A 20,742-nucleotide genomic window follows, 5' to 3' on the forward strand; every position below is an offset into this window, starting at 1 on the left:
CGAGAATCACGCCTGCTCAACCAGCCTGTGCGGCCGCCCTGTTGGCTCAGCCGGCGGCGGCCAGCCCCGCGGACTGACCCGCGGCCTGTCCGGCGGCCCGCCCGGTCCGGTCGGTGCGGAAGCCGACCCGGCGGGCCGGCACCCCGGCCCAGATCTCGTCCGGACCGGTCGAGCGGGTGAGCACCGCGTTGGCGCCGACCACCGTCCCCGCGCCGACGGTGAGCACCCCGCGCTTGCAGACGATCTTCGCCCCGGCGCACACCACCACCTCGTCCTCCAGCACCACCCGCTCCATCGCGCTGCGCTGCTGCGGCACCCACGGGTCGGCCCGGCCGATGGTCACCCCGTTGTAGAGGGTGACCCCGGCGCCGAGCGTGGTGAACGGGTGCAGCACGGTGCCGAAGCCGCGGTGGTAGACCCGCAGGCCGGGGCCGATCTCGGCGGCCGGCGGGACCTCCACGCCGTACAGCGCGAGGAGTTCGCGCGCCAGGCGGCCGTACACCGGGTGGCGGCGGCGGTAGATCAGCGAGGTCACCAGAGACATGGGGCCATTCTGGCCAGCCGGACCCCGCCGGCCGGGCAGACGCGCGGATCGGGGGCGTGCGATCCACCTGCGCGCGCCCGCCCGGCTCAGACGCCCGCCCGGCTCAGACGCCCGCCCGGCTCAGACGTTCGCCACCGGGGTGTCGTTCTTCAGCGCGTCGAAGACCTGCTTGGACTTCACCGGGTCCCACTTCACCGCCGACTGCCCGTCGGGCGTGTGGTAATCCGGGTTGCCGATCGGGATGGTGATGCTCCGTCCGGAACCCCCGCTGACCGAGCGCATCGCCTCGAAGAGGTTGGCCAGGTCGGTCAGCCCGGTGCCCTTGTCCACGATCAGGGTGTCCAGGCCGGAGCCGATCAGCGGGTAGACCTCGAACGGGTTGAGCATGGTGCCCGGGGTGACCGCCTGGTGGGCCAGCGCGGAGAGGAACTTCTGCTGGTTGCGCATCCGCCCCAGGTCCTGGTCGGCCATCTGGTGCCGCTGGCGGACGAAGGCGAGCGACTGCTGGCCGTTCAGGGTCTGGCAGCCGGCCTTCAGGTTCAGCCCGGAGTCCTTGTCCTGGATGTCCTTGTCGATGCACATGTGCACACCGCCCACCGCGTCCACGATGTTGACGAACCCGGCGAAGCCCACCTCGGCGTAGTGGTCGATGTGCAGGCCGGTGTTCTTCTCCACGGTCTGCACCAGCAGCGGGCCGCCGCCGTTGTTGAAGGCCGAGTTGATCTTGTTGGTGGTGGCCGGGATGGTCTTGCCGGTGCCCGCGGTGTCCAGGTGCGCCGGGATCGGCACCCAGGAGTCGCGCGGGATGCTCATCAGGGTGTCCCCGTTGCTCCCGATGTGCAGGACCATCATCGAGTCGCTGCGCTTGCCGTCGTCCGAGCCGGTGTGCAGCTGCTGCTTCTGCGAGTCGGTGAGACCGTCCCGGCTGTCCGAGCCGACGATCAGCCAGTTGGTGCCCTTGCCGGCCGCCGGGCGCCCGTCGTAGTCCTGCAGCACGTTCTGCTGGTTCAGCTTGGAGTCGGCCCAGGCGTAGGTGCCCACCGCGGTGGCCAGCAGCGCGCCGACCACCCCGAGCGCCACGTAGGCCGCGATCCGCTTGCGCGAGCGGCGCCGGCGCGGCGCCGCCCCGCCGGACGCGTGGCCGGCCACCCGGCCGCCGCCGTTCCCAGCGCCGTTCCCGCCGCCGTTCGCACCGCCGTTCCCGCCGCCGCGCGGGCTCAGGCCGGGCGGCAGCGGCGGTTCGCCGCCACCGGCCGCACCGCCCGGACCGGGTCCACGCCCGCCGCCCGCCGGGCGGCCCTGCTGCCAGTTCTCCATGCCGTCGAGGATGCCCGAAGGATCCCGGTTCGAGTCCCGGCCCGACCCCGACCAGGGGGTCTGTAGCAGAGTTGATGCACCGGTGCGACGGTCCGGCCGCATGGTCACCGGATCGGACGGATCTTGACCACCCGTTCGGGTGCGTGTTGTCATGAGGCATGGACCAGCAGTGGAGTCTCACGCGTCGGCGGCACGTCGACCTGCAGCGTGTCTCCGGCTCGCTGTGTCGTTCCCTCCACCGCGGCTGAACCCCCGAGCCGCACGCAGCACGTGCACGACGGCACCCCACGCCGTTCCTCCGCCCTGCCCGAGGTGAACCCCATGGCCCGTGTCCTCGCCCTCTCCGGCTCCCCCTCCCCGACCTCCCGCACCACCCGCCTGGTCGCCCACGTCGGCGACCGGCTCACCGAACTGGGCCACGAGGTGGTCCGGCTGGACGTCCGCGACCTGCCCGCCGCCGCCCTGCTCGGCGCCGACACCGACGACCCGGAGATCGCCCGGGCCGTCCGGCTGGTCGCCGAGGCGGACGGCCTGGTGGTCGGCACCCCGGTCTACAAGGCCGCCTACTCCGGCCTGCTGAAGACCCTGCTCGACCTGCTGCCGCAGTACGCGCTGACCGGCAAGACGGTGCTGCCGCTGGCCACCGGCGGCTCCACCGCGCACGTCCTCGCGGTGGACTACGCGCTGCGCCCGGTGCTCAGCTCGATGGGCGCCCAGCACGTCACCCAGGGCTGGTTCGTGCTGGACCGTCACATCTCGACCGGGGAGGACGGCGGCACGGTGATCGAGCGGGAGACCGACGTGCTGCTCGCGCCGGTGGTGTCGGCCTTCGCCGACGCCCTGCGGCGACAGTCCGTACCCGCCCTGGTCAGCCACCCCTGAGCGGGGGTCCCCGGGAGCCCTGAGAGGGGGGTCCTGGTCCCCTAGGGGGAGGCCCGCCGCGACCCGTACTCCCTATGGGTACCGACCCTCCTCCCGGCGGATGACGATGCGCCGGGAGGCAGGCCCTACGTTGGTGGCATCGACTCGATCCCGTGTGCACACGGGTCGGGGTCCGGGGGAACATCGACCAAGGAGTGCACCGTGACGACGGCATCCGCAGCCGTGCAGACAGACAACCCGGGCGGCCCGTCCGCCAACGCCGCATCAGCCCGGCAGGTCACCAAGGCGTACGGAGCCGGGGAGACCCGGGTCACGGCGCTCAACGCGGTCGATGTGGACATCCAGCGCGGCCGGTTCACCGCGATCATGGGCCCGTCCGGCTCCGGCAAGTCGACCCTGATGCACTGTCTGGCCGGTCTGGACAGCGTGACCGAGGGCCGGATCTGGGTCGGCGACACCGAGATCACCGGGCTGAACGACAAGCAGCTCACCCGGCTGCGCCGGGACAAGATCGGCTTCATCTTCCAGGCCTTCAACCTGCTGCCGACGCTCAACGCGATCGAGAACATCACGCTGCCGATGGACATAGCCGGCCGCAAGCCCGACCAGGCCTGGCTCGACCAGGTGGTCTCCACCGTCGGTCTGGGCGACCGGCTGAAGCACCGTCCGACCCAGCTCTCCGGCGGCCAGCAGCAGCGCGTCGCGGTGGCCCGCGCCCTCGCCTCCCGCCCCGAGATCATCTTCGGTGACGAGCCGACCGGGAACCTGGACTCGCGCTCCGGCGCCGAGGTGCTGGACTTCCTGCGCCGCTCGGTGGACGACCTGGGCCAGACCATCGTGATGGTCACCCACGACCCGGTCGCCGCCTCCTACGCGGACCGGGTGCTCTTCCTCGCCGACGGCGTGATCGTGGACGAGATGCACTCGCCCACGGCCGACGCGGTGCTGGACCGGATGCGCCGTTTCGACGGCAAGCGCACCAGCTGAGGCGGGGTCAGTAACCATGCTGCTCAAGACCTCACTGCGCAACCTGATGGCCCACAAGGGCCGGGTCGCGCTCTCCCTGCTCGCGGTGGTGCTCTCGGTGGCCTTCGTCGCCGGCACCCTGGTCTTCTCGGCCACCGCCACCAGTACCTTCAACAAGCTCTTCGCCTCCACCGCCTCGGACGTGGCGGTCAGCCCGGCCCCCGCCGACGGCGACGACAGCGGCAGCAGCGGGGCCAGGGGCGGCCGCACGGCCACCATCGCGGCCTCGACCCTGCAGCAGGTGCAGTCGCTGCCCGGGGTGAAGACCGCCCGGCCGGACGTCACCTCGCAGACCTCCACCCTGGTCAACCCGAAGACCAACAAGGCGGTCGGCCCGACCAGCGGCGCCCCGACCATCGCCGGCAGCTGGACCCCGGGCCCGCGCCCCGCGATGACGATCACCTCGGGCAGCGCGCCGGCCGGCCCGAACCAGCTGATGCTGGACGCGGACACCGCGAAGAAGGCCAAGCTCGGCCTCGGCGACCCGATCCGGATCATCGGCGAGAAGGGCACCTTCGACTTCACCATCTCGGGCATCGCCACCTTCAACGGCACCAACCCGGGTGCGGCCCTGGCCTTCCTGGACCTGCCCACCGCCCAGCAGGACCTGCTCGGCGCCACCGACCGGCTCACCTCGGTGAACCTCGACGGCGACGGCACCAGGACCAACGACCAGCTCAAGGCCGAGGCCGCGAGCGCGCTCGGCAGCGGCTACCAGCTGAAGACGGCGGCCGAGCAGCAGGCCGACAACAACAAGGGCATCGGCAGTGTCCTCACCTACATGAAATACATCATGCTCGGCTTCGCCGGCATCTCGCTGCTGGTCGGCACCTTCCTGATCATCAACACCTTCTCCATGCTGGTCGCCCAGCGCACCCGGGAGTTGGGCCTGCTGCGCGCCCTCGGCGGCAGCCGCGCCCAGGTCAACAACTCCGTGCTGACGGAGGCGCTGGTGCTCGGCGTCGTCGGCTCGACCCTGGGCATGCTGGCCGGCCTGGGCCTGGCCGAGCTGCTGATCACGCTGATGAAGTCGGTCGGCATGACGCTCAGCGGCTCGCTGGAGATCACCGCCTCGGTGCCGATCGCCTCCTACCTGGTCGGCATCGTGATCACCCTGCTGGCCGCCTGGTTCCCCGCCTGGCGGGCCGGCAAGGTCTCCCCGATGGCGGCGCTCAGCGACCACGGCACCCCCGTCGAGGGGCGCACCAACAAGTGGCGGATCGGCATCGGCCTGCTGCTCACGCTGGGCGGCGCCGGGCTGCTGGCGGCCGGCGCGAGCAGCTCCGAGCTCGCCCGGGCCGGCTCCGACCTGGGGCTGGGCGTGGTGCTCACGCTGGTCGGCCTGGTGGTGCTCGGTCCGCTGCTGGCCGCCGGCGTGGTCCGGGTGATCGGCGCGGTGCTGCCGGCCTTCGGGTCGGCCGGCACGCTGGCCAAGCGCAACGCGCTGCGCAGCCCGCGCCGCACCGGCGCCACCGCCGCCGCGCTGATGATCGGCCTCTCGCTGGTCACCGGGGCCTCGGTGGTCACCAGCTCGATGGTCAGCTCGACCAGCTCGCAGATCGACAAGCAGGTCGGCGCCGACTACATCATCCAGACCAACAACGGCCTGACCCAGCCGATGGTGGACGCGGCCCGCAACACCCCCGGGATCGCCCACGTCACCGAGCAGCGCGAGGAGCCGGCCGTCCTCACCCTGCCCGACGGCACGGTGCTGAAGAAGCAGGTGGTCACCGCGGTCTCGCCGACCTTCGCCGAGGACTTCACCGTGCCGGTCAGCGCCGGCAGCGCGAACGCCCTGATGGCCGGCGGCATCGCGGTGGGCCAGGACTTCGCCACCAGCCACAAGCTCGCCGTCGGGGACACCCTCAAGGTCGACTACGGCCAGGGCCACACCCAGCAGCTGCCGATCACCCTGGTCACCGCCAAGGGCGGCCTGTTCGACGGGGCGACCATCGCCACCATCGACACCGTCACCAAGGTGCTGCCGGCCGACCAGCAGTCGCTGGACGACCAGATCTACGGCCGGGCGGCGGTCGGCGCGGACAAGGCCAAGACCCTGGCCGCGCTGCAGGACTCCTTCAACGCCTACCCGCAGGTGATGGTGAAGGACCAGGCCGGCTACAAGCAGCTGGTGCAGCAGAGCATCAACGGGCTGCTCACCCTGATCTACGGCCTGCTCGGCCTGGCGATCGTGGTCGCGGTGCTCGGGGTGGTCAACACCCTGGCGCTCTCGGTGGTCGAGCGGACCCGGGAGATCGGCCTGCTGCGGGCGGTCGGCATGTCCCGCCGCCAGCTGCGCCGGATGATCCGGCTGGAGTCGGTGGTGATCGCGCTCTTCGGCGCGGTGCTCGGCATCGGCCTCGGCCTGGCCTGGGGCATCACCGCCCAGCGGGTGCTGAAGGGCTCGGGGCTGAGCGTGCTCAGCGTGCCGGTCTCCACCATCGTCACGGTGCTGATCGGCTCCGCGGTGGTCGGCCTGCTGGCCGCGCTGCTGCCGGCCTTCCGGGCCGGGCGGATGAACGTGCTGGCGGCCATCGCCAGCGGCTGACCACCCGTCAGAGCGCACGGGCCGGGCGCCCCCACAGGGGAGGGGCGCCCGGCCCGCAGCCGTTCAGCGGGGGTTCAGCCGGGTCCGGTACCGTTGGCGGCGATGAACACCAAGGCTGCTGAGGAGCTGCCGGCGGTCTCCGTGATCATGCCGGTGCTGAACGAGGAACGACACCTGCGCACGGCCGTGCGGCGGATCCTGGAGCAGGACTACGCCGGCGCCATGGAGGTGGTGATCGCGCTCGGTCCGTCCACCGACCGGACCGACGCCATCGCCGCCGAACTGGTCGCGGAGGACCCCCGGGTGCGCACCGTGCCCAACCCCACCGGGCGCACCCCCGCCGGGCTGAACGCGGCGATCCGGGAGTCCCGGCACCCGATAGTGGTGCGGGTGGACGGCCACGGACTGCTGACCCCGGGCTACGTCGCCACCGCCGTGCGGCTGCTCGGCGAGATGGAGGCGGCCAACGTCGGCGGCATCATGCACGCCGAGGGCGAGACCGAGTGGGAGAAGGCGGTCGCCGCCGCGATGACCGCCAAGATCGGCGTGGGCAACGCGGCCTTCCACACCGGCGGCCTGGCCGGCCCGGCCGAGACGGTCTACCTCGGGGTGTTCCGGCGCGAGGTGCTGGAGCGGCTCGGCGGCTACAACGAGGAGTTCATCCGCGCCCAGGACTGGGAGCTGAACTACCGGATCCGCCAGGACGGCGGGCTGATCTGGTTCACCCCGCAGCTGAAGGTGACCTACCGGCCGCGCCCCAGCGTGCGGGCACTGGCCAAGCAGTACAAGGACTACGGCCGTTGGCGCCGGGTGGTGACGCGCTACCACCGCGGCTCCGTCAACCTGCGCTACCTGGCCCCGCCGGCGGCGCTCACCGCGTGCCTGCTCGGCCTGGTGCTCGGCGCCGCGGTGCACCCGCTCTTCTTCGCGGTGCCGGGGCTCTACGCCGTCGGCATCCTCGGCGGCTCGGTGCCGGCCGGGCGCGGCCTGTCGGCCCGGGCCCGGCTGCAGCTGCCGGTGGCGCTGGCCACCATGCACTTCAGCTGGGGCTTCGGGTTCCTCACCTCGCCGCGCAAGCTGGCGAACCGGGTGATCGCCTCCACCGCGCCCGCCCCGACCGCCGCGAACACCGCCGCCGAGCGCGAGCCGGCGCGCTGACGAGGGGTCAGGTGGTCGCCCGAGATGCCGGGTGACCACCTGACACGGGGTCATCCCAGGCGAACGGTCACTCGTTCGGCCTCGATCCGGCGCTGCCACTGATCATCCGTCAACTCCTCGGAGTTGCGGCAGAGCACCACCGAGCCGCCGGCCGCCAGCGGGGCCAGCAGGCCCGCCTCCAGCCCGGCCCAGTCGTCGTAGGAGAGGGTGCTGAGCACCCGGGAGCCGCGCTCCAGGCCCAGCCGGGCGGCGCCCTCCCGGGCCAGCCGCACGGTCTGCTCGCCGGTCAGCTTCAGCGGCAGCCCGTCCACCACGGTCTCCAGCGCCGGCGAGTCGGCCACCACCGGGGAGTAGGGCGCGAACCGGTCGCCCTGGCCCGGCACCTCGGCCGCGTAGTCCAGGAACCCGTCCGGCCGCTGCGGGAACCGGCCGCCCAGCGGGCGCAGCGCCAGCGCCACCCGTTCGCCGGTGCAGGCCTCGGCCGCGGCCAGCCCGTCCGGACCGCTGACCACCAGCTCGGTCTCGGCCGGGTCGCCGCCCGGCACCGCGGTGACCCCGACCGACCAGCAGGCCAGCAGCCAGACCGCGCTCTGCCAGTGGGCCGGCAGCAGCAGCGCCGCGCGGTCCTCGGGGCCCGCGTTCAGCTCGTCCTGGAGCAGGTTGGCGGTCTTGGCGACCCAGTTGTCGAAGGTCTTGACCGAGAGTTCGACCCGCTCGCCGGACCGGTCGTCGTAGAAGGTGACCAGTGGGCGGGCGGGGTCCTCACCGAGGGCGGCTCGCAGCAGCTCGGCGGGGGTGAGGGCGTCGGCAGCGAAGGGCGCAGTCATGGTGCCCTCCAGCCTACGGCCTGGCCGAGCGGCCGGGGGAGGGGGTCCTGGGCGGGTTGCGGGTGACGGGTGGTTGTCGACTGGGCGTCAGAAACCCGGTGGCGACGGCCGAAGAACGGGTTGATTATCCGTTTTATGCTGATTCGTTCCATGACCCTGCTGGGCGCCGGCTGCGCCCTGACCCTGCTCTGCCAGAGCCCCGCCGCTCCCGCGCCCGCCGCCGACCCCGGCCCGGCCGGCCGCACGACCGCGCTGCCGCTCGGCGCGCTCCCCGGCGACCGGTCCGGCGGCACCCTGCTGCTCGGCCTGCCCGCCCGTGCCACCACCGGCTACTCGCTGCTCGGCGTCAGCTGGGACGACCCGGCCGCCGCGCTGAACGGCACCGTCCAGGTCCGCACCCGCAGCGCCGGGCGATGGAGCGACTGGCGTGCCCTGGAGGCCGATTCCGAGGACCGCCCGGACGCCGCCGAGGCCGACGCCCCGGGCGCCCGCGGCGCCACCGCCCCGCTCTGGGTCGGCCCCAGCGACGGGGTCGAGGTCCGGGTGGCCGGCGCCGGCACGCTGCCGACCGGGCTGCGGGTGGACCTGGTGGCACCCGGTGACGGTGCGTCAGAGCGCCCGCGCGGCGCGGCCGCCGAACAGCCCCAGGGCCGCCTGCTGCCCGCCGTCGACCACCAGGCGCCGCGGCCCGGCATCGTCACCCGCTCGGGCTGGGGCGCCGACGAGTCGCTGCGCCAGCCGGGGTACGCCTACACCGGTGACGTCCGGGTGGTCTTCGTCCACCACACCGACACCGGCAACGGCTACAGCTGCTCCGACAGCCCCAAGCTGATCCGGGCGATCTACCAGTACCACGTGAAGACCAACGGCTGGCGGGACATCGGCTACAACTTCCTGGTCGACAAGTGCGGCACGATCTTCGAGGGCCGGGCCGGCGGGGTCTCCCGCGCGGTGCTGGGCGCGCACACCCTCGGCTTCAACACCGACTCGTCCGGCGTGGCCGCGCTCGGCACCTACAGCAGCGCCGCCGCGCCGCAGGCCGAGCTCGACGGCATCGCCAAGATCGCCGCCTGGAAGCTCGGCCTGACCGGGCGGGACGCGAGCGGCAGCACCGTGCTCACCTCCGCCAACAGCGGCAGCCGCTTCCAGGCCGGCACCAGCCACACCTTCGCCGCCGTCTCCGGCCACCGGGACGCCTTCAACACCGACTGCCCCGGCGACCAGCTCTTCGACAAGCTGCCCGCGATCCGCGGCTGGGCCGCCCACCTCCAGGGCCGCCGGTAGGCGCGGGCTGTCGGAGGTCCGGGCCAGACTGGACGGGTGACCGAACCGACCCGGGAGCGCGACTGGCGCCCGGACCACCCGCTCGACCTGCGCCGCACCCTCTTCCCGCTGCGGCGCGGCCCCGCCGACCCCGCCTGCCGGCTGGACCGGGACGGCACGGTGTGGCGCGCCTCGCGCACCCCCGCAGGGCCGGGCACGCTGCGGATCGAGGCCGGCGGCGGCGCCGTCCGGGCGCGGGCGTGGGGGCCGGGCGCCGAGTGGCTGCTGGAGCGGCTGCCCGTGCTGCTGGGGGCGGCTGACGATCCGTCCGGGCTGCGCCTGCCGCCCGGGCCGCTGCGCGAGGCCCAGCGGGCCAACCCCGGGCTGCGGCTGTGCCGGACCGGGCTGGTGATGGAGTCGCTGGTGCCGGCGGTCCTGGAGCAGAAGGTCACCACCGACGAGGCCTACCGGGCCTGGCGGCAGCTGCTGCACGCCTACGGCACCCCGGCCCCCGGCCCCGACCCGCGGCTGCGGGTGCCGCCGAGCGCCCGGGAGTGGGCGTCGATCCCGTCCTGGGAGTGGCACCGCGCCGGCGTCGACCCCAAGCGCTCGGCCACCGTCCTGCGCGCGGTCCGGCTCGCCCCGCGCCTGGAGGAGGCCTCCGCGATGACCCACGCGGACGCCTTCGCCCGGCTCACCGCCGTGCCCGGGATCGGCGAGTGGACCGCCGCCGAGACCCTGCAGCGCAGCAACGGCGACGCCGACGCCGTCTCGGTCGGCGACTTCCACCTCGCCAACCACGTCGGCTGGGCGATGGTCGGCCGCCCCCGCTCGACCGACGCCGAACTGCTCACCCTGCTCGCCCCGTTCACCCCGCACCGGCACCGGGTCTGCCGGCTGGTCGGGCTGACGGGCCTGACGGCCCCGAAGTACGGCCCCCGGCTGGCCCCGAACGACCACCGGTCGCGCTGACCGGCCGCCCGGGGCCGCCGGGGCCGGGGTTCAGCGCACCAGCACGAACGGCTCGACGTCCCGCTCCGGGCGGTCGGCCGGCGGGGTGACGGGGCGTCCGACGGCGACGGCGCCCATCGGGTCCCACCCCTGCGGCAGCCCCAGCACCTCGCGCACCACGTCGCGGCAGAACATGGTGGACGACACCCAGGCCGTCCCGTAGCCCTCGCCGCTCAGCGTCACCAGCAGGTTCTGCACCGCCGCGCCGAGCGCCACCGTGAACATCTCCCGCTCGGCGGCCGCCCGCCGCGCGTCCGGGTAGCTGTGCGAGCCGTCCATCACCAGGCAGGGCACCACCAGGTAGGGCGCCCGGCGCAGCACGTCCCCGCGCGCGGTGCGCCGCGCGATCCGCGCCTCGTCCCAGCCGTCCAGCTCGCGCAGGTCGCGCCGCCAGGCGTCGAGCATCGCGTCCAGCAGTTCGCCCCTGGCCCGCTCCGACTCCAGCAGCACGAACCGCCAGGGCTGGGTGTGGTGCGGGGCCGGCGCGGTGACGGCGGCGGCCACCGCCCGGCGCACCGCGTCGCCGTGCACCGGCTGGTCGCTGAACTCGCGCACGGTCCGCCGCAGGGTGACCGCGGCCCGGACCGCCTCCGAGGTGCCGAGCCGGAACATGTCGTCCTCGACCGGCCGGATCAGCGGCCGCACCCCGGCGCCGTCCTCCTCGGTGACCGCGCCCGGCAGGCCGCGCACCACCGCGACCGGGGTGCCGGTGGCCTTGCCCTTCACCAGGTCGGCGGCGGCGGCGAGCTCGTCGGCGGTGGCGGTCACGGTGAGGGCCAGCTCGTTGCCGTGGCTGTCCACCCGCCCCCGGTGGTCCTCCAGCACGGCCACCCCGGCCGCGCCGATCGCCACGTCGGTCAGGCCGTTGCGCCAGGGCCGGCCGAAGGTGTCGGTGATCAGCACGCCCACCTGACGGCCGGTCAGCTCCCGCAGCCGGGCCCGGATCTCCCGCGCCGAGGCGTCCGGGTCCTCGGGCAGCAGCAGCACGGTGCCGGGCGCGGTGTTCGAGGCGTCCACCCCGGCGGCGGCCATCACCAGGCCGTTGCGGTTCTCCACGATCCGGGTCCGGCCGCGCCGGGCCACCACCCGGACCGCCTCGGCGTCGATCGCCGCCTCCCGGTCCTCGGCCCGCACGATCCGGCCCTCGGCCTTGCTGACGATCTTCGAGGTGACCACCACGACGTCACCGGGGAGCAGCTCCACCGACTTGGCGATCAGCTCGCCCAGGTCGGCGCCGGGCTCGACCTCCGGCAGGCCGGGCACGGGCAGGACCGTCAGGGCGGTCACCGGCGCACCTGCTCGGCGAGCTCCAGCGCGGCCCGGGCCATCGCGGCGGTGGCGGCCTGATCGGTCATCAGCAGCGGCACCGCCCGGCAGGCGATCCCGGCGGCCGAGACCGGCTCGACGGCCGCCTCGTCCGCCTCGTCCACCAGCCAGCCGTCCAGCAGGTCGGCGCCGTAGTGCAGCGCGACGGCGGCGGCCGAGGCCTCCACCCCGACCGCGGCCAGCACCTTGTCGGCCATCCCGCGCACCGGCGCGCCGCCGATGATCGGGGAGAGCCCGACCACCGGCGCGGCGGCCGCGGCCACCGCGGCCCGCACGCCCGGCACGGCCAGGACGGTGCCGATCGAGACCACCGGGTTGGACGGCGGGAAGAGGATCACGTCGGCGGCGGCGATCGCCTCCAGCACGCCGGGCGCGGGCTTGGCGGTGTCCGCGCCGACCGGGATGATCGCCTCGGCGTCCACCGCGGCGTGCAGCTTGACCCAGTACTCCTGGAAGTGGATCGCCCGGGTGCCCTGCGCGTCGGTGATCCGGACGTGGGTCTCCACCCGGTCGTCGCTCATCGGCAGCAGCCGCACCCCGGGCTGCCAGCGGTCGCAGAGCGCCTCGGTGACCGCGCTCAGCGGGTAGCCGGCGTCCAGCATCTGGGTGCGCACGATGTGGGTGGCGAAGTCCTTGTCGCCGAGCCCGAACCAGGACGGGCCGACGCCGTAGGCGGCCAGCTCCTCCTTGACCGCGAAGGTCTCCTCGGCCCGGCCCCAGCCCTGGCCCTCGTGGATCCCGCCGCCCAGGGTGTACATCACGGTGTCCAGGTCCGGACAGACCTTCAGACCGAAGAGGTGGATGTCGTCCCCGGTGTTGCCGACCACGGTGATCTCGTCGCCGGGGGCCACCACGTCCTTGAGGCCGCGCAGGAACCGAGCCCCGCCGATCCCGCCTGCCAGTGCCACGATACGCATGGGCTCATATTGCCAGCCCGGCCGCCGGGCTACGGCACCTCGGGGGCCAACTCGGCGGCCAGCGAGCGGTACTGGTTCATCTCGGTCAGCCCGGGGGAGTACAGGTGGATGCTGACGGCCGGCTCCAGCGAGGCGTTGACCACCTCGTGCAGGTAGCCGGGGGAGATCACCCGGCGGCTCCCCGGCGACAGGGTGCGGGTGCCCTCGCCGGCCGAGCCGAGCGAGCGCTCCACCAGCTCGCCCTGAACCACCGTCAGCACGCCGGAGGACCGGCCGTGGTCGTGCATCCCGCTGCTCTGGCCGGGCAGCCAGCTGAGCAGCCAGACCTCGTAGCCGGGGCCGGTCTCCAGCCGGGCGTACCAGCGGGTCAGCGCGTCGTAGCGGACCAGCGGGGCCCAGCGGTCGCGGTCAGCGGCGATCTCCCGGACCAGCCGGGCGTAGCCGGCCACGGTGGTGGGGTGGCCGGGCAGGTCGGTGCGCGCCAGGTGGGGGAAGGCCAGCGGGTCGCCGGCGATGCTGACGTCGCTCAGCCCGTCGGCCCAGCTGCGCGCCGAGGGCAGCGCCGTCGGGGCGGTGGACGGGGCCGTGGCGGCGCGGCGGGCGAGCTTGTTGCGGTCGCGGTTGCGCTTGCGGGGGCGGAGGCGGCTGCGCATCGGAGGTCCTCGCGGGTCTGGTCGTCGGTGGTGGGCCGGCAACCGCGAGGGAGCGGGAGCAGTCAGCAGCGCGGGCGGCCCGGTCGGTCCTGGACAGGCGCGCCGAGAAGGGGTCCCGCAGGGAGGGGGACGGCCGACGCGCCTAGCGACAACAGGAGTGGCGACGACAACACAGAGTGCTCGCGGCACGGCGGAGCACGGCCTGGCGGCTCCGGGGCGCGATGGACTCTGACATGCGGTACAGGAGACATGGTCGCCGGGCTTCGTGTCAAGTCCGCCCGTACCGCCATCAGGGGGACATTCGGTGCGAAACACTGGATCAGGCGATAAGTCCTGCTCGATGTTTGGATGCGCCAAAGGCCGGGAAGGCAGGGCGTTGGTCGGGTTGATCCCCTGCTGCTCCGGTCTGCCGGCGACCGCTTCCGGTCGGCTCGGCCCCGGGTGCGGGTGGTCCTGGCCCGCTCGGGTGCCATCGGCAACCGGAGCGGGGCGAGGAGTCGTCCCCAGGAGCGGAGGCCGGGACCGGTTCGGACCCGCTGCATCCGTCGCGAGCTGCGGAAAGTCCGTTCTGTCCGGATATGTACACTATTTGTAGTGGCTTGGTTCCGGGGAGTGAATTCGGCGGTCAATACCAGAGCTCGGCTTGACTGAGCCAGAGTGACGCACATGTAATTTCAGTCGTGTCGTCCGGCTGAGCCAGCCGGCGGCCACCCGCACGGGGACGCCAAGAGGGGCAGAGGAGGCGCGCCAATGAGCGAGCTCTTTGAGCTGTTGATCGGTGAGGGCATCGAAGAGGAAGAGGAACTCGGCTGGCAGGAGCGGGCGCTGTGCGCCCAGACCGACCCCGAGTCCTTCTTCCCGGAGAAGGGCGGCTCCACCCGCGAGGCCAAGAAGGTCTGCCTGGCCTGCGAGGTGCGATCCGAATGCCTTGAGTACGCCCTCGCCAACGACGAGCGCTTCGGCATCTGGGGAGGCCTGTCGGAACGCGAGCGTCGCCGGCTCAAGAAGAGCGCCGTCTGAAAGAGCGCCGGCTGACCGTCCGATCGTTCATCCGTATTTCCCCTGCGCGGAATCCCTGCGGCCCTCTCCCAAAGAGTTCACCGGAGTTGTGCAAGCGCCTCGCCACAATGGCGGGGCGCTTTTGCAATTCCCCGCGCCCCGGGCCCGCTCCGCGCCCCAAGCCCCCACCGGTGGGCAGGCGGCTCAGCCGAAGCCGTTAGTGTGGTGCGCCACCTGCCGTCCAACTCGGAACCGGGGCCTGCGCACTCGATGACTGCCTACAGCCACCAGCACGGCTACCCAGACCAGCCGTCGTCCGGCCCGCTGCCCCACGGCGGCTCCAACCGGCCGCCCGCCTACCCGCGCCATCTGGTCACCGCCGTCGTCGTCAGCCATGACGGCGCCCGCTGGCTGCCCCAGGCGTTGGCCGGCCTGCTCGGCCAGGACCGCCAGGTGCAGCGCATCCTGGCCGTGGACACCGGCAGCACCGACGCGTCGCCGCAACTGCTCCGCGACACCCTCGGCGACTGGCTGCCCGAATCCGGGCCGACCGTGCTCGGCCGCCGGGCCGGCTTCGGCACCGCGGTCGCCGAGGCCGTCTTCAACAGCCCGCCGCTGCGCCCCGAGGACCTGCCCTACAGCCTCGACCCGTCCGGCTACGACCCGGTCACCGGCGGCTGGGACGACTTCGGCGACCCGCTGGCCGACGAGGACGACTTCAACGCCGGCAGCCAGCGCGAGACCCAGCCGGTCGAGTGGCTCTGGCTGCTGCACGACGACTGCGAACCGCAGACCGACGCGCTGCGCCGACTGCTCCAGGTGGCCGACTCCACGCCGTCCGCCGCCGTGGTCGGCCCCAAGCTGCGCAGCTGGTACGACCGGCGCCAGCTGCTGGAGGTCGGCATCACCATCGCCCGCTCCGGCCGCCGCTGGACCGGCCTGGACCGGCGCGAGCAGGACCAGGGCCAGCACGACCAGGTCCGCCCGGTCCTCGCGGTCTCCACCGCGGGCATGCTGGTCCGCCGCGACGTCTTCGAGCAGCTCGGCGGCTTCGACCGGGCGCTGCCGCTGATGCGCGACGACGCCGACTTCTGCTGGCGGGTCAACGCGGCCGGCCACCGGGTGGTCATCGCCCCCGACGCGGTGCTGCGGCACGCCGAGGCGGCCAGCCGGGAGCGCCGCGCGATCGACTGCGCCGCCAACCACCCGCACCGGGTCGACAAGGCCGGCGCGGTCTACACCCTGCTCGCCAACTCCCGCGGCCTGGTCCTCCCCTACGTGCTGCTGCGGCTGGTGCTCGGCACCGTGCTGCGGGTGCTCGCCAACCTGGTCGGCAAGGACCCCCGGCAGGCCTACGACGAGATCACCGGTCTCGGCCACGAACTGGTCCGGCTGCCCCGGCTGCTGCTCGCCCGCAAGCGCCGCGCCCAGACCCGCTCGGTGGACGCGCTCGACGACCGCAGCCTCTTCCCGCCGCCCGGCGCCACCGCCCGGCTCGCCGTCGAGGGCGCGATCGCCTCGCTCGGCATCGGCGGCAGCGACGACAGCACCATCGGCCGGCACGGCGGCGGCGAGGCCACCGGCGGCGACGAGGACCAGGAGGTCCTGGAGGTCGAGCAGTTCGCGCTGGTCAAGAAGCTCGCCCGGCGCCCCGCGCCGCTGCTCTTCGCGGTCCTGCTGCTGCTCACCCTGGTCGCCGGACGCAACCTGCTCGGCAGCGGGAACCTGCTCGGCGGCGCGCTGCTGCCCGCCGGTGACGGTGCGTCGGGCCTGTGGGACATGTACGCCGGCAGCTGGCACGGCGTCGGCACCGGCTCCACCGCCACCGCCCCGCCGTACCTGGTGGTGCTCTCGGTCCTCTCCTGGCTGTTCTTCGACCACGCCGACCTGGCCGTCACCCTGGTGTTCGTGCTGTCGGTGCCGCTCGCCGCGGTCAGCGCCTACCTGGTCTCCCGCCCGCTGATCGGCTCCAAGCTGGTCCGCGCCTGGGCCAGCGCCAGCTACGCGCTGCTGCCCGCCGCCACCGGTGCGATCGCCCAGGGCCGGATCGGCACCGCCGTGCTGGTGGTGCTGCTGCCGCCGCTGGCCCGCGCCGCCGCGATCGCGGCCGGCCTCGGGATCCGCCGGGAGACCGCCGCGCGGGGCCTGCGGCCCGGCTGGCGGTCCACCTGGATGACCGTCACCCTGCTCAGCGTCTGCACCGCCTTCGTGCCGCTCAGCTGGGCCGTCGCGGTGCCGCTGGCGCTGGCCGCGCTGGTCGTCGCGGTGCTGCGCGGCGGTGCCTACGGTGCCGGACCGGCCGCCCTGCGCACCCTCGGCCCCCGGGTGCTGGCGATGCTGCTGCTCCCGCTGGTGGTGCTGGCGCCCTGGTCGCTGCAGCTGCTGAGCCACCCGTCCCGGCTGCTGCTGGAGGCCGGCCTGCCCGGCTTCGACGGCCACCGGGCCGGGCCGGTCGGCCTGCTGCTGCTCAACCCGGGCGGGGCCGGCGTGCCGCCGGTCTGGCTCTCGGCCGGCGTGCTGCTGGCCGCACTGGCCGCGCTGCTGCGCTCCGACCGGCGCCGCGCGGTGCTGGCCGCCTGGGGCGCCGCCGCGGCCGGACTGCTCTTCACCGCCGTGGTCGCCGGCACCAGCGTCACCCCGGCCTCCGGCGGCCTGCCGGTGGCCGCCTGGTCCGGCCCGGCGACCCTGCTGGCCGGCGTCGCGCTGCTGGCCGCCGCGGCGATCGGCGCCGACGGCGCCAACGCCCGAGTGGCCGGCATCGCCTTCGGCTGGCGCCAGCCGGTGGCCGCCCTGGTGGTGCTCTCGGCCGTGCTGGCCCCGCTCGGCACCGGCCTGTGGTGGGCCGTGTCGGGCGCGGACGGCCCGCTGCACCGCACCTCGGCCGGCCAGCTGCCGGCCTTCATCGCGGTCGAGGCGGTCACCCCGGACCGCGCCCGCACCCTGGTGCTCTCCGGTGACGCGGGCGCCGACTCGGTGCGCTACGCGCTGGTCCGCGGCTCCGGCCTGACGCTCGGTCAGACCGAGGGCACGGTGGACCCCGGCGGCACCACCAAGGACGGGCTGGACAAGCTGGTCGGCAGCCTGCTGGCCGGCTCCGGCGCCGACCAGGCCAGTGCGCTGGCCGGCTACGGCGTCGCCTACGTGCTGGTCCAGGACCCGCTGACGAACAAGGTCCGGGACGTGCTGGACACCACCCCGGGCCTGCTCGACGCGGGCGCGGACTCCGGCCACACGGTCTGGCAGGTCACCGGCACCCCGGCCGCCCGGGTGCTGATCACCGCCCCCGGTGCGCAGCCGGTCAGCGTGCCCTCCGCCGCCCAGGCGGTGCACGCCACCATCCCGGCCGGCCCGGCCGGGCGGGTGCTGCGGCTGGCCGAGCAGGCCGACCCCGGCTGGCAGGCCACCCTGAACGGCAGCAAGCTGCAGCCGGTCACCGTGGACGGCTGGGCGCAGGGCTTCCAGCTGCCCGCCGGCGGCGGCACCCTCGCGGTCACCCGCGACACGCCGCTGCTGCACACCGGCTGGATCGCCGCCCAGCTGCTGCTCGGCCTGGTGGTGCTGGTGCTGGCGCTGCCCGGCCGCCGCTCCACCAAGGACGACGACCTGCCCGAGGAGGTGGTGGCCGCCGCCGCGCTGGCCGCCCAGGCGCAGGCCGCACCGCCGGCCCCCGGCAGCCGCCGGGCCCGCCGGATGGCCGAGCGCGGGGAGGGCGGCCCGTCCGCCGAGGAGCCGGACGAGGGCGTCTACGGCACCCAGGCGGTGATCCCGGCCCAGGCCGTGGACGAGCCCGCCGCGGTGCCGGAGCCGAGCGCCGCGCTCCAGGACCCGTACGCCCAGCAGCCCTACCAGGGCGGCGAGTACCAGCAGGCCGACCCGTACGGCTACGACCCGTACGCGGCCCAGCAGGCCTACCAGGGCTACGCCCCGCAGTACGCGGGCGAGGGCTACACCGAGTACCCCGCGGAGTACGCCGAGCCCGGCTACCAGCAGCCGGTCGACCCGTACGCCCAACCCCAGCAAGCCCAGCCTCAGCAATACCCGGCGGAGTACGGCTACACCGGCTACCAGCAGCCGGTCGACCCGTACGCCCAGCCGCAGCAGCCCTGGCTGCCTGGCCAGCCGCACCCCGACGACCCCGCCTACGGCGGCCACCCGCACCAGGACGGAGCCGACCAGCGATGAAGCTGCCCGCCCTCTCCCCGAGCGCCGCCGGCCGCACCGGCCGCTCCCTGCTGGCCGGCGCCGCCGTGCTGGCCGTCGTGCTCGGCGTGGCCGAGCTGCGCCCGCCGGCCCCGCCCAGCGGCCGGCCCACCGGGGCGCCGGTCGGCGCCCAGGTCGAGCGGACCAGCGCGGTCTGCCCGCAGCCCATGCAGGGCATGACCGGCACCACCCAGATCACCGCGGTCACCCCGGCGGACGCCGGCGGCTCCGGCAACGGCACCGCGACGGTGCGGGTGCTCACCCCGCCGTCCACCGTCGCCCCGGCGAGCGGCGCCCCCTCGGGCAGCCCCGCGCCGAGCGGCTCCGCGCCCGCCGCCCCGGCGGCCGGCCAGCCCAACGACGCCCGGATCACGTTGGCCAAGCCGGGCGTGCCGGTGGCCGGCCAGGCCGACTCCGGCGACACCGCCAACGGCGCGTCGGCCGTCGCCACCGGTTCGCTGGCCCCCGGCTTCACCGTCACCCAGGTGACCTCGGTGACCGACCAGCGCGGCCAGGGCATGTCCGGGGTGACCTGCCAGCCGGCCGGCACCCACTTCTGGTTCGCCGGCGCCGGCACGGCCGGCGACCGCAAGGACTACGTCTCGCTGAACAACGATCAGACGACGGCCGCCGTGGTCGACATCCACCTCTACGGCGACCAGGGCCCGATCGACACCGGCGACGCCGGCACCGGCATCAAGGTGGACCCGGGCACCTCGACGGACGTGCTGCTCACCACCCTGACCACCGATCAGGTGACCGACCTGGCGGTCGAGGTGACGGTGCGCAGCGGCCGGCTCGGCGCCTACCTGCACGCCTCCGACGGCTCGGCCGGCTCCGACTGGATCCCGGCCTCGACCGATCCGGCCCCCTCGGCGGTGCTGCCGGGCCTGCCCGCCGACCTCAGCGCGGCCCGGCTGATCGTGGCCGCCCCGGGCTCGGACGACGACGCCGACCTGAAGGTCCAGCTCTCCAGCCAGAACGGCTGGTTCACCCCGGCCGGCCACGAGACCATCCACGTGAAGGCGGGCATGGTCACCGCCGTCGACCTGGGCCAGGTCAACCGCCAGCAGGTCTCGGCGGTCCGGCTCACCCCGAGCGACCCGTCCCACCCGACCCCGGTGATCGCCACCATCCGGGTGGACCGGGGCGGCGGCGGGAAGACCGACTCGGCGTGGATCACCGGGGCCGCCCCGGTCGGCAAGCGGGCCACCGTCGCGGACTCCCGCGGCGGCGGGACGTCGACCCTGCTGCTCACCGCCACGGGTGACGCCGCCACCGTCCAGGTGACGGCCTCGGCGAGCACCGGCGGCGGCACCCCGACCACCAAGACCGTGCCGATCCCGGCCGGCTCCACGGTGGGCCTGGCCTCACCCGAACCGGGCGGCGGCAACGGCAGTTTCGCGGTCACCCTGGAGACCACCTCGGGCTCCGGCGTGGTGGCGGCCCGGGTGCTCGCGGTCAACACCAACAACGTCCCGATGTTCACCGTCCAGGAGCTGCAGGACGACCACAGCTACGTGCAGGTGCCGCAGACCGCGCAGGACCCGGGCGTGCTGGTGCACTGACCGCCGGGTGGGCCGGGCGCCGTCAGTCCTCGTCGTAGCGGGGGTCGATGGCGTCCGGCGAGAGCCCGAGCAGCTCGGCGACCTGCTCGATCAGGATCTCGTGCACCAGCGCCGCCCGGTCCTCCCGGGCCTTGGCCCGGATCTCCACCGGGCGGCGGTAGATGGTGATCCGGCTCTTCTGGCTCTGGCCCGGCTGCGCGACGACCACCCGGCCGAGCGGCACGCCGTCCGGCAGCGGGCCGCTCAGCGCGGCCTCCTCGGGCACCTCGGCGACCTCGAACTCGACGTCGACCAGCTGCGGCCAGCGGCGCTCCAGCCGTTCCACCGACTCGCGGATGTAGTCCTCGAACAGCTCGGACCTGGTCAGCGAGATCGGGACCTGAGGCGGTGCCAGCGGCCCGCGCAGGCCCCGCCCGTGGCGGTCGCGGCGCCGGGGGCGCGGCGGACCGGAGGGTGGCGGTGCGGCCGGTGGTTGCGGTGCGGAGCTGTCCATATCAATGACG

At 74.3% G+C, this 20,742-nt stretch carries 17 protein-coding genes; 10 read left to right on the forward strand and 7 right to left on the reverse strand.

Features of this window, described 5'->3' with window-relative positions; translation table 11 throughout:
- Nucleotides 1-46: 46 nt before the first annotated feature.
- A complete protein-coding gene (locus FHX73_RS17640) occupies nt 47-544 on the reverse strand; it encodes a serine O-acetyltransferase (RefSeq protein ID WP_145905913.1) in 498 nt (165 codons plus the stop codon).
- 120 nt (nt 545-664) lie between these two features.
- Nucleotides 665-1,861: an LCP family protein gene (locus FHX73_RS17645; protein ID WP_145905914.1), complete on the reverse strand. Its 1,197-nt coding sequence runs from the start codon at nt 1,859-1,861 to the stop codon at nt 665-667.
- Between the two features lie 158 nt (nt 1,862-2,019).
- Here FHX73_RS17645 and FHX73_RS47650 point away from each other — a divergent pair, with 158 nt between their 5' ends.
- From FHX73_RS47650 to FHX73_RS17665, 5 genes are all read left to right on the forward strand, one after another.
- Nucleotides 2,020-2,109, forward strand: coding sequence for a putative leader peptide (locus FHX73_RS47650; RefSeq protein WP_425461393.1), 90 nt, complete (start codon nt 2,020-2,022; stop codon nt 2,107-2,109).
- Nucleotides 2,110-2,182: 73 nt separating this feature from the next.
- Nucleotides 2,183-2,743 carry an NADPH-dependent FMN reductase gene (gene ssuE, locus FHX73_RS17650; protein WP_145905915.1) on the forward strand — a complete coding sequence of 187 codons (561 nt, stop codon included), beginning with the start codon at nt 2,183-2,185 and terminating at the stop codon, nt 2,741-2,743.
- A 201-nt stretch (nt 2,744-2,944) separates the two neighbouring features.
- Nucleotides 2,945-3,730: an ABC transporter ATP-binding protein gene (locus FHX73_RS17655; protein ID WP_145905916.1), complete on the forward strand. Its 786-nt coding sequence runs from the start codon at nt 2,945-2,947 to the stop codon at nt 3,728-3,730.
- A 16-nt stretch (nt 3,731-3,746) separates the two neighbouring features.
- Nucleotides 3,747-6,317, forward strand: coding sequence for an ABC transporter permease (locus FHX73_RS17660; RefSeq protein WP_145905917.1), 2,571 nt, complete (start codon nt 3,747-3,749; stop codon nt 6,315-6,317).
- 102 nt (nt 6,318-6,419) lie between these two features.
- Nucleotides 6,420-7,475 carry a glycosyltransferase family 2 protein gene (locus tag FHX73_RS17665; RefSeq protein WP_145905918.1) on the forward strand — a complete coding sequence of 352 codons (1,056 nt, stop codon included), beginning with the start codon at nt 6,420-6,422 and terminating at the stop codon, nt 7,473-7,475.
- 50 nt (nt 7,476-7,525) lie between these two features.
- On the opposite strand, the gene FHX73_RS17670 is transcribed toward FHX73_RS17665, so the two are convergent.
- Nucleotides 7,526-8,302, reverse strand: a complete 777-nt coding sequence (locus FHX73_RS17670) for a TIGR03089 family protein (RefSeq protein ID WP_145905919.1) — start codon at nt 8,300-8,302, stop codon at nt 7,526-7,528.
- A 135-nt stretch (nt 8,303-8,437) separates the two neighbouring features.
- Between FHX73_RS17670 and FHX73_RS17675 the strand changes: the two genes are divergently transcribed.
- On the forward strand, nt 8,438-9,586 hold the full coding sequence (locus tag FHX73_RS17675) for a peptidoglycan recognition protein family protein (RefSeq protein ID WP_246213575.1): 1,149 nt from the start codon (nt 8,438-8,440) through the stop codon (nt 9,584-9,586).
- A gap of 36 nt (nt 9,587-9,622) precedes the next feature.
- Nucleotides 9,623-10,537, forward strand: a complete 915-nt coding sequence (locus FHX73_RS17680; protein ID WP_145905920.1) for a DNA-3-methyladenine glycosylase family protein — start codon at nt 9,623-9,625, stop codon at nt 10,535-10,537.
- Between the two features lie 30 nt (nt 10,538-10,567).
- Here FHX73_RS17680 and FHX73_RS17685 read toward each other — a convergent pair whose 3' ends face one another.
- From FHX73_RS17685 to FHX73_RS17695, 3 genes are read right to left on the reverse strand one after another with little or no spacing between them, the layout of a single operon-like run.
- The gene (locus FHX73_RS17685; protein ID WP_145905921.1) at nt 10,568-11,863 is read right to left on the reverse strand and encodes a coenzyme F420-0:L-glutamate ligase; all 1,296 of its coding nucleotides are present in this window, start codon (nt 11,861-11,863) and stop codon (nt 10,568-10,570) included.
- Nucleotides 11,860-12,819 carry a 2-phospho-L-lactate transferase gene (gene cofD / locus FHX73_RS17690; protein WP_145905922.1) on the reverse strand — a complete coding sequence of 320 codons (960 nt, stop codon included), beginning with the start codon at nt 12,817-12,819 and terminating at the stop codon, nt 11,860-11,862. The genes FHX73_RS17685 and cofD overlap by 4 nt, the downstream gene beginning before the upstream one ends.
- 29 nt (nt 12,820-12,848) lie before the next feature.
- A complete protein-coding gene (locus tag FHX73_RS17695; RefSeq protein ID WP_145905923.1) occupies nt 12,849-13,472 on the reverse strand; it encodes a cysteine dioxygenase in 624 nt (207 codons plus the stop codon).
- 750 nt (nt 13,473-14,222) lie between these two features.
- Here FHX73_RS17695 and FHX73_RS17700 point away from each other — a divergent pair.
- The 3 genes from FHX73_RS17700 (at nt 14,223) to FHX73_RS44705 (ending at nt 20,239) form a co-directional block, all read left to right on the forward strand.
- Complete coding sequence (locus FHX73_RS17700; protein ID WP_145905924.1) at nt 14,223-14,492, forward strand: WhiB family transcriptional regulator; 270 nt, start codon at nt 14,223-14,225, stop codon at nt 14,490-14,492.
- Between the two features lie 249 nt (nt 14,493-14,741).
- Nucleotides 14,742-18,653 (forward strand): glycosyltransferase family 2 protein, encoded by a 3,912-nt coding sequence (locus tag FHX73_RS17705; protein WP_145905925.1) that lies wholly within the window; start codon nt 14,742-14,744, stop codon nt 18,651-18,653.
- Nucleotides 18,650-20,239 (forward strand): DUF5719 family protein, encoded by a 1,590-nt coding sequence (locus FHX73_RS44705; RefSeq protein WP_170304947.1) that lies wholly within the window; start codon nt 18,650-18,652, stop codon nt 20,237-20,239. Before FHX73_RS17705 ends, FHX73_RS44705 begins: the two co-directional genes overlap by 4 nt.
- Nucleotides 20,240-20,261: 22 nt before the next feature.
- On the opposite strand, the gene FHX73_RS17715 is transcribed toward FHX73_RS44705, so the two are convergent.
- Nucleotides 20,262-20,732 carry a metallopeptidase family protein gene (locus FHX73_RS17715; RefSeq protein WP_145905926.1) on the reverse strand — a complete coding sequence of 157 codons (471 nt, stop codon included), beginning with the start codon at nt 20,730-20,732 and terminating at the stop codon, nt 20,262-20,264.
- Between the last annotated feature and the right edge of the window lie 10 nt (nt 20,733-20,742).

It is taken from the genome of Kitasatospora viridis (genome assembly GCF_007829815.1).
GTDB lineage: Bacteria > Actinomycetota > Actinomycetes > Streptomycetales > Streptomycetaceae > Kitasatospora > Kitasatospora viridis.

What these genes read in the sequence shown, in the direction of transcription:
- FHX73_RS17640 (WP_145905913.1), bottom strand. Translation starts at nt 544, where the DNA reads ATGTCTCTGGTGACCTCGCTGATCTACCGCCGCCGCCACCCGGTGTAC.
- FHX73_RS17645 (WP_145905914.1), bottom strand. Translation starts at nt 1,861, where the DNA reads ATGGAGAACTGGCAGCAGGGCCGCCCGGCGGGCGGCGGGCGTGGACCC.
- FHX73_RS47650 (WP_425461393.1), top strand. Translation starts at nt 2,020, where the DNA reads ATGGACCAGCAGTGGAGTCTCACGCGTCGGCGGCACGTCGACCTGCAG.
- ssuE (WP_145905915.1), top strand. Translation starts at nt 2,183, where the DNA reads ATGGCCCGTGTCCTCGCCCTCTCCGGCTCCCCCTCCCCGACCTCCCGC.
- FHX73_RS17660 (WP_145905917.1), top strand. Translation starts at nt 3,747, where the DNA reads ATGCTGCTCAAGACCTCACTGCGCAACCTGATGGCCCACAAGGGCCGG.
- FHX73_RS17665 (WP_145905918.1), top strand. Translation starts at nt 6,420, where the DNA reads ATGAACACCAAGGCTGCTGAGGAGCTGCCGGCGGTCTCCGTGATCATG.
- FHX73_RS17670 (WP_145905919.1), bottom strand. Translation starts at nt 8,302, where the DNA reads ATGACTGCGCCCTTCGCTGCCGACGCCCTCACCCCCGCCGAGCTGCTG.
- FHX73_RS17675 (WP_246213575.1), top strand. Translation starts at nt 8,438, where the DNA reads ATGCTGATTCGTTCCATGACCCTGCTGGGCGCCGGCTGCGCCCTGACC.
- cofD (WP_145905922.1), bottom strand. Translation starts at nt 12,819, where the DNA reads ATGCGTATCGTGGCACTGGCAGGCGGGATCGGCGGGGCTCGGTTCCTG.
- FHX73_RS17695 (WP_145905923.1), bottom strand. Translation starts at nt 13,472, where the DNA reads ATGCGCAGCCGCCTCCGCCCCCGCAAGCGCAACCGCGACCGCAACAAG.
- FHX73_RS17700 (WP_145905924.1), top strand. Translation starts at nt 14,223, where the DNA reads ATGAGCGAGCTCTTTGAGCTGTTGATCGGTGAGGGCATCGAAGAGGAA.
- FHX73_RS17705 (WP_145905925.1), top strand. Translation starts at nt 14,742, where the DNA reads ATGACTGCCTACAGCCACCAGCACGGCTACCCAGACCAGCCGTCGTCC.
- FHX73_RS44705 (WP_170304947.1), top strand. Translation starts at nt 18,650, where the DNA reads ATGAAGCTGCCCGCCCTCTCCCCGAGCGCCGCCGGCCGCACCGGCCGC.
- FHX73_RS17715 (WP_145905926.1), bottom strand. Translation starts at nt 20,732, where the DNA reads ATGGACAGCTCCGCACCGCAACCACCGGCCGCACCGCCACCCTCCGGT.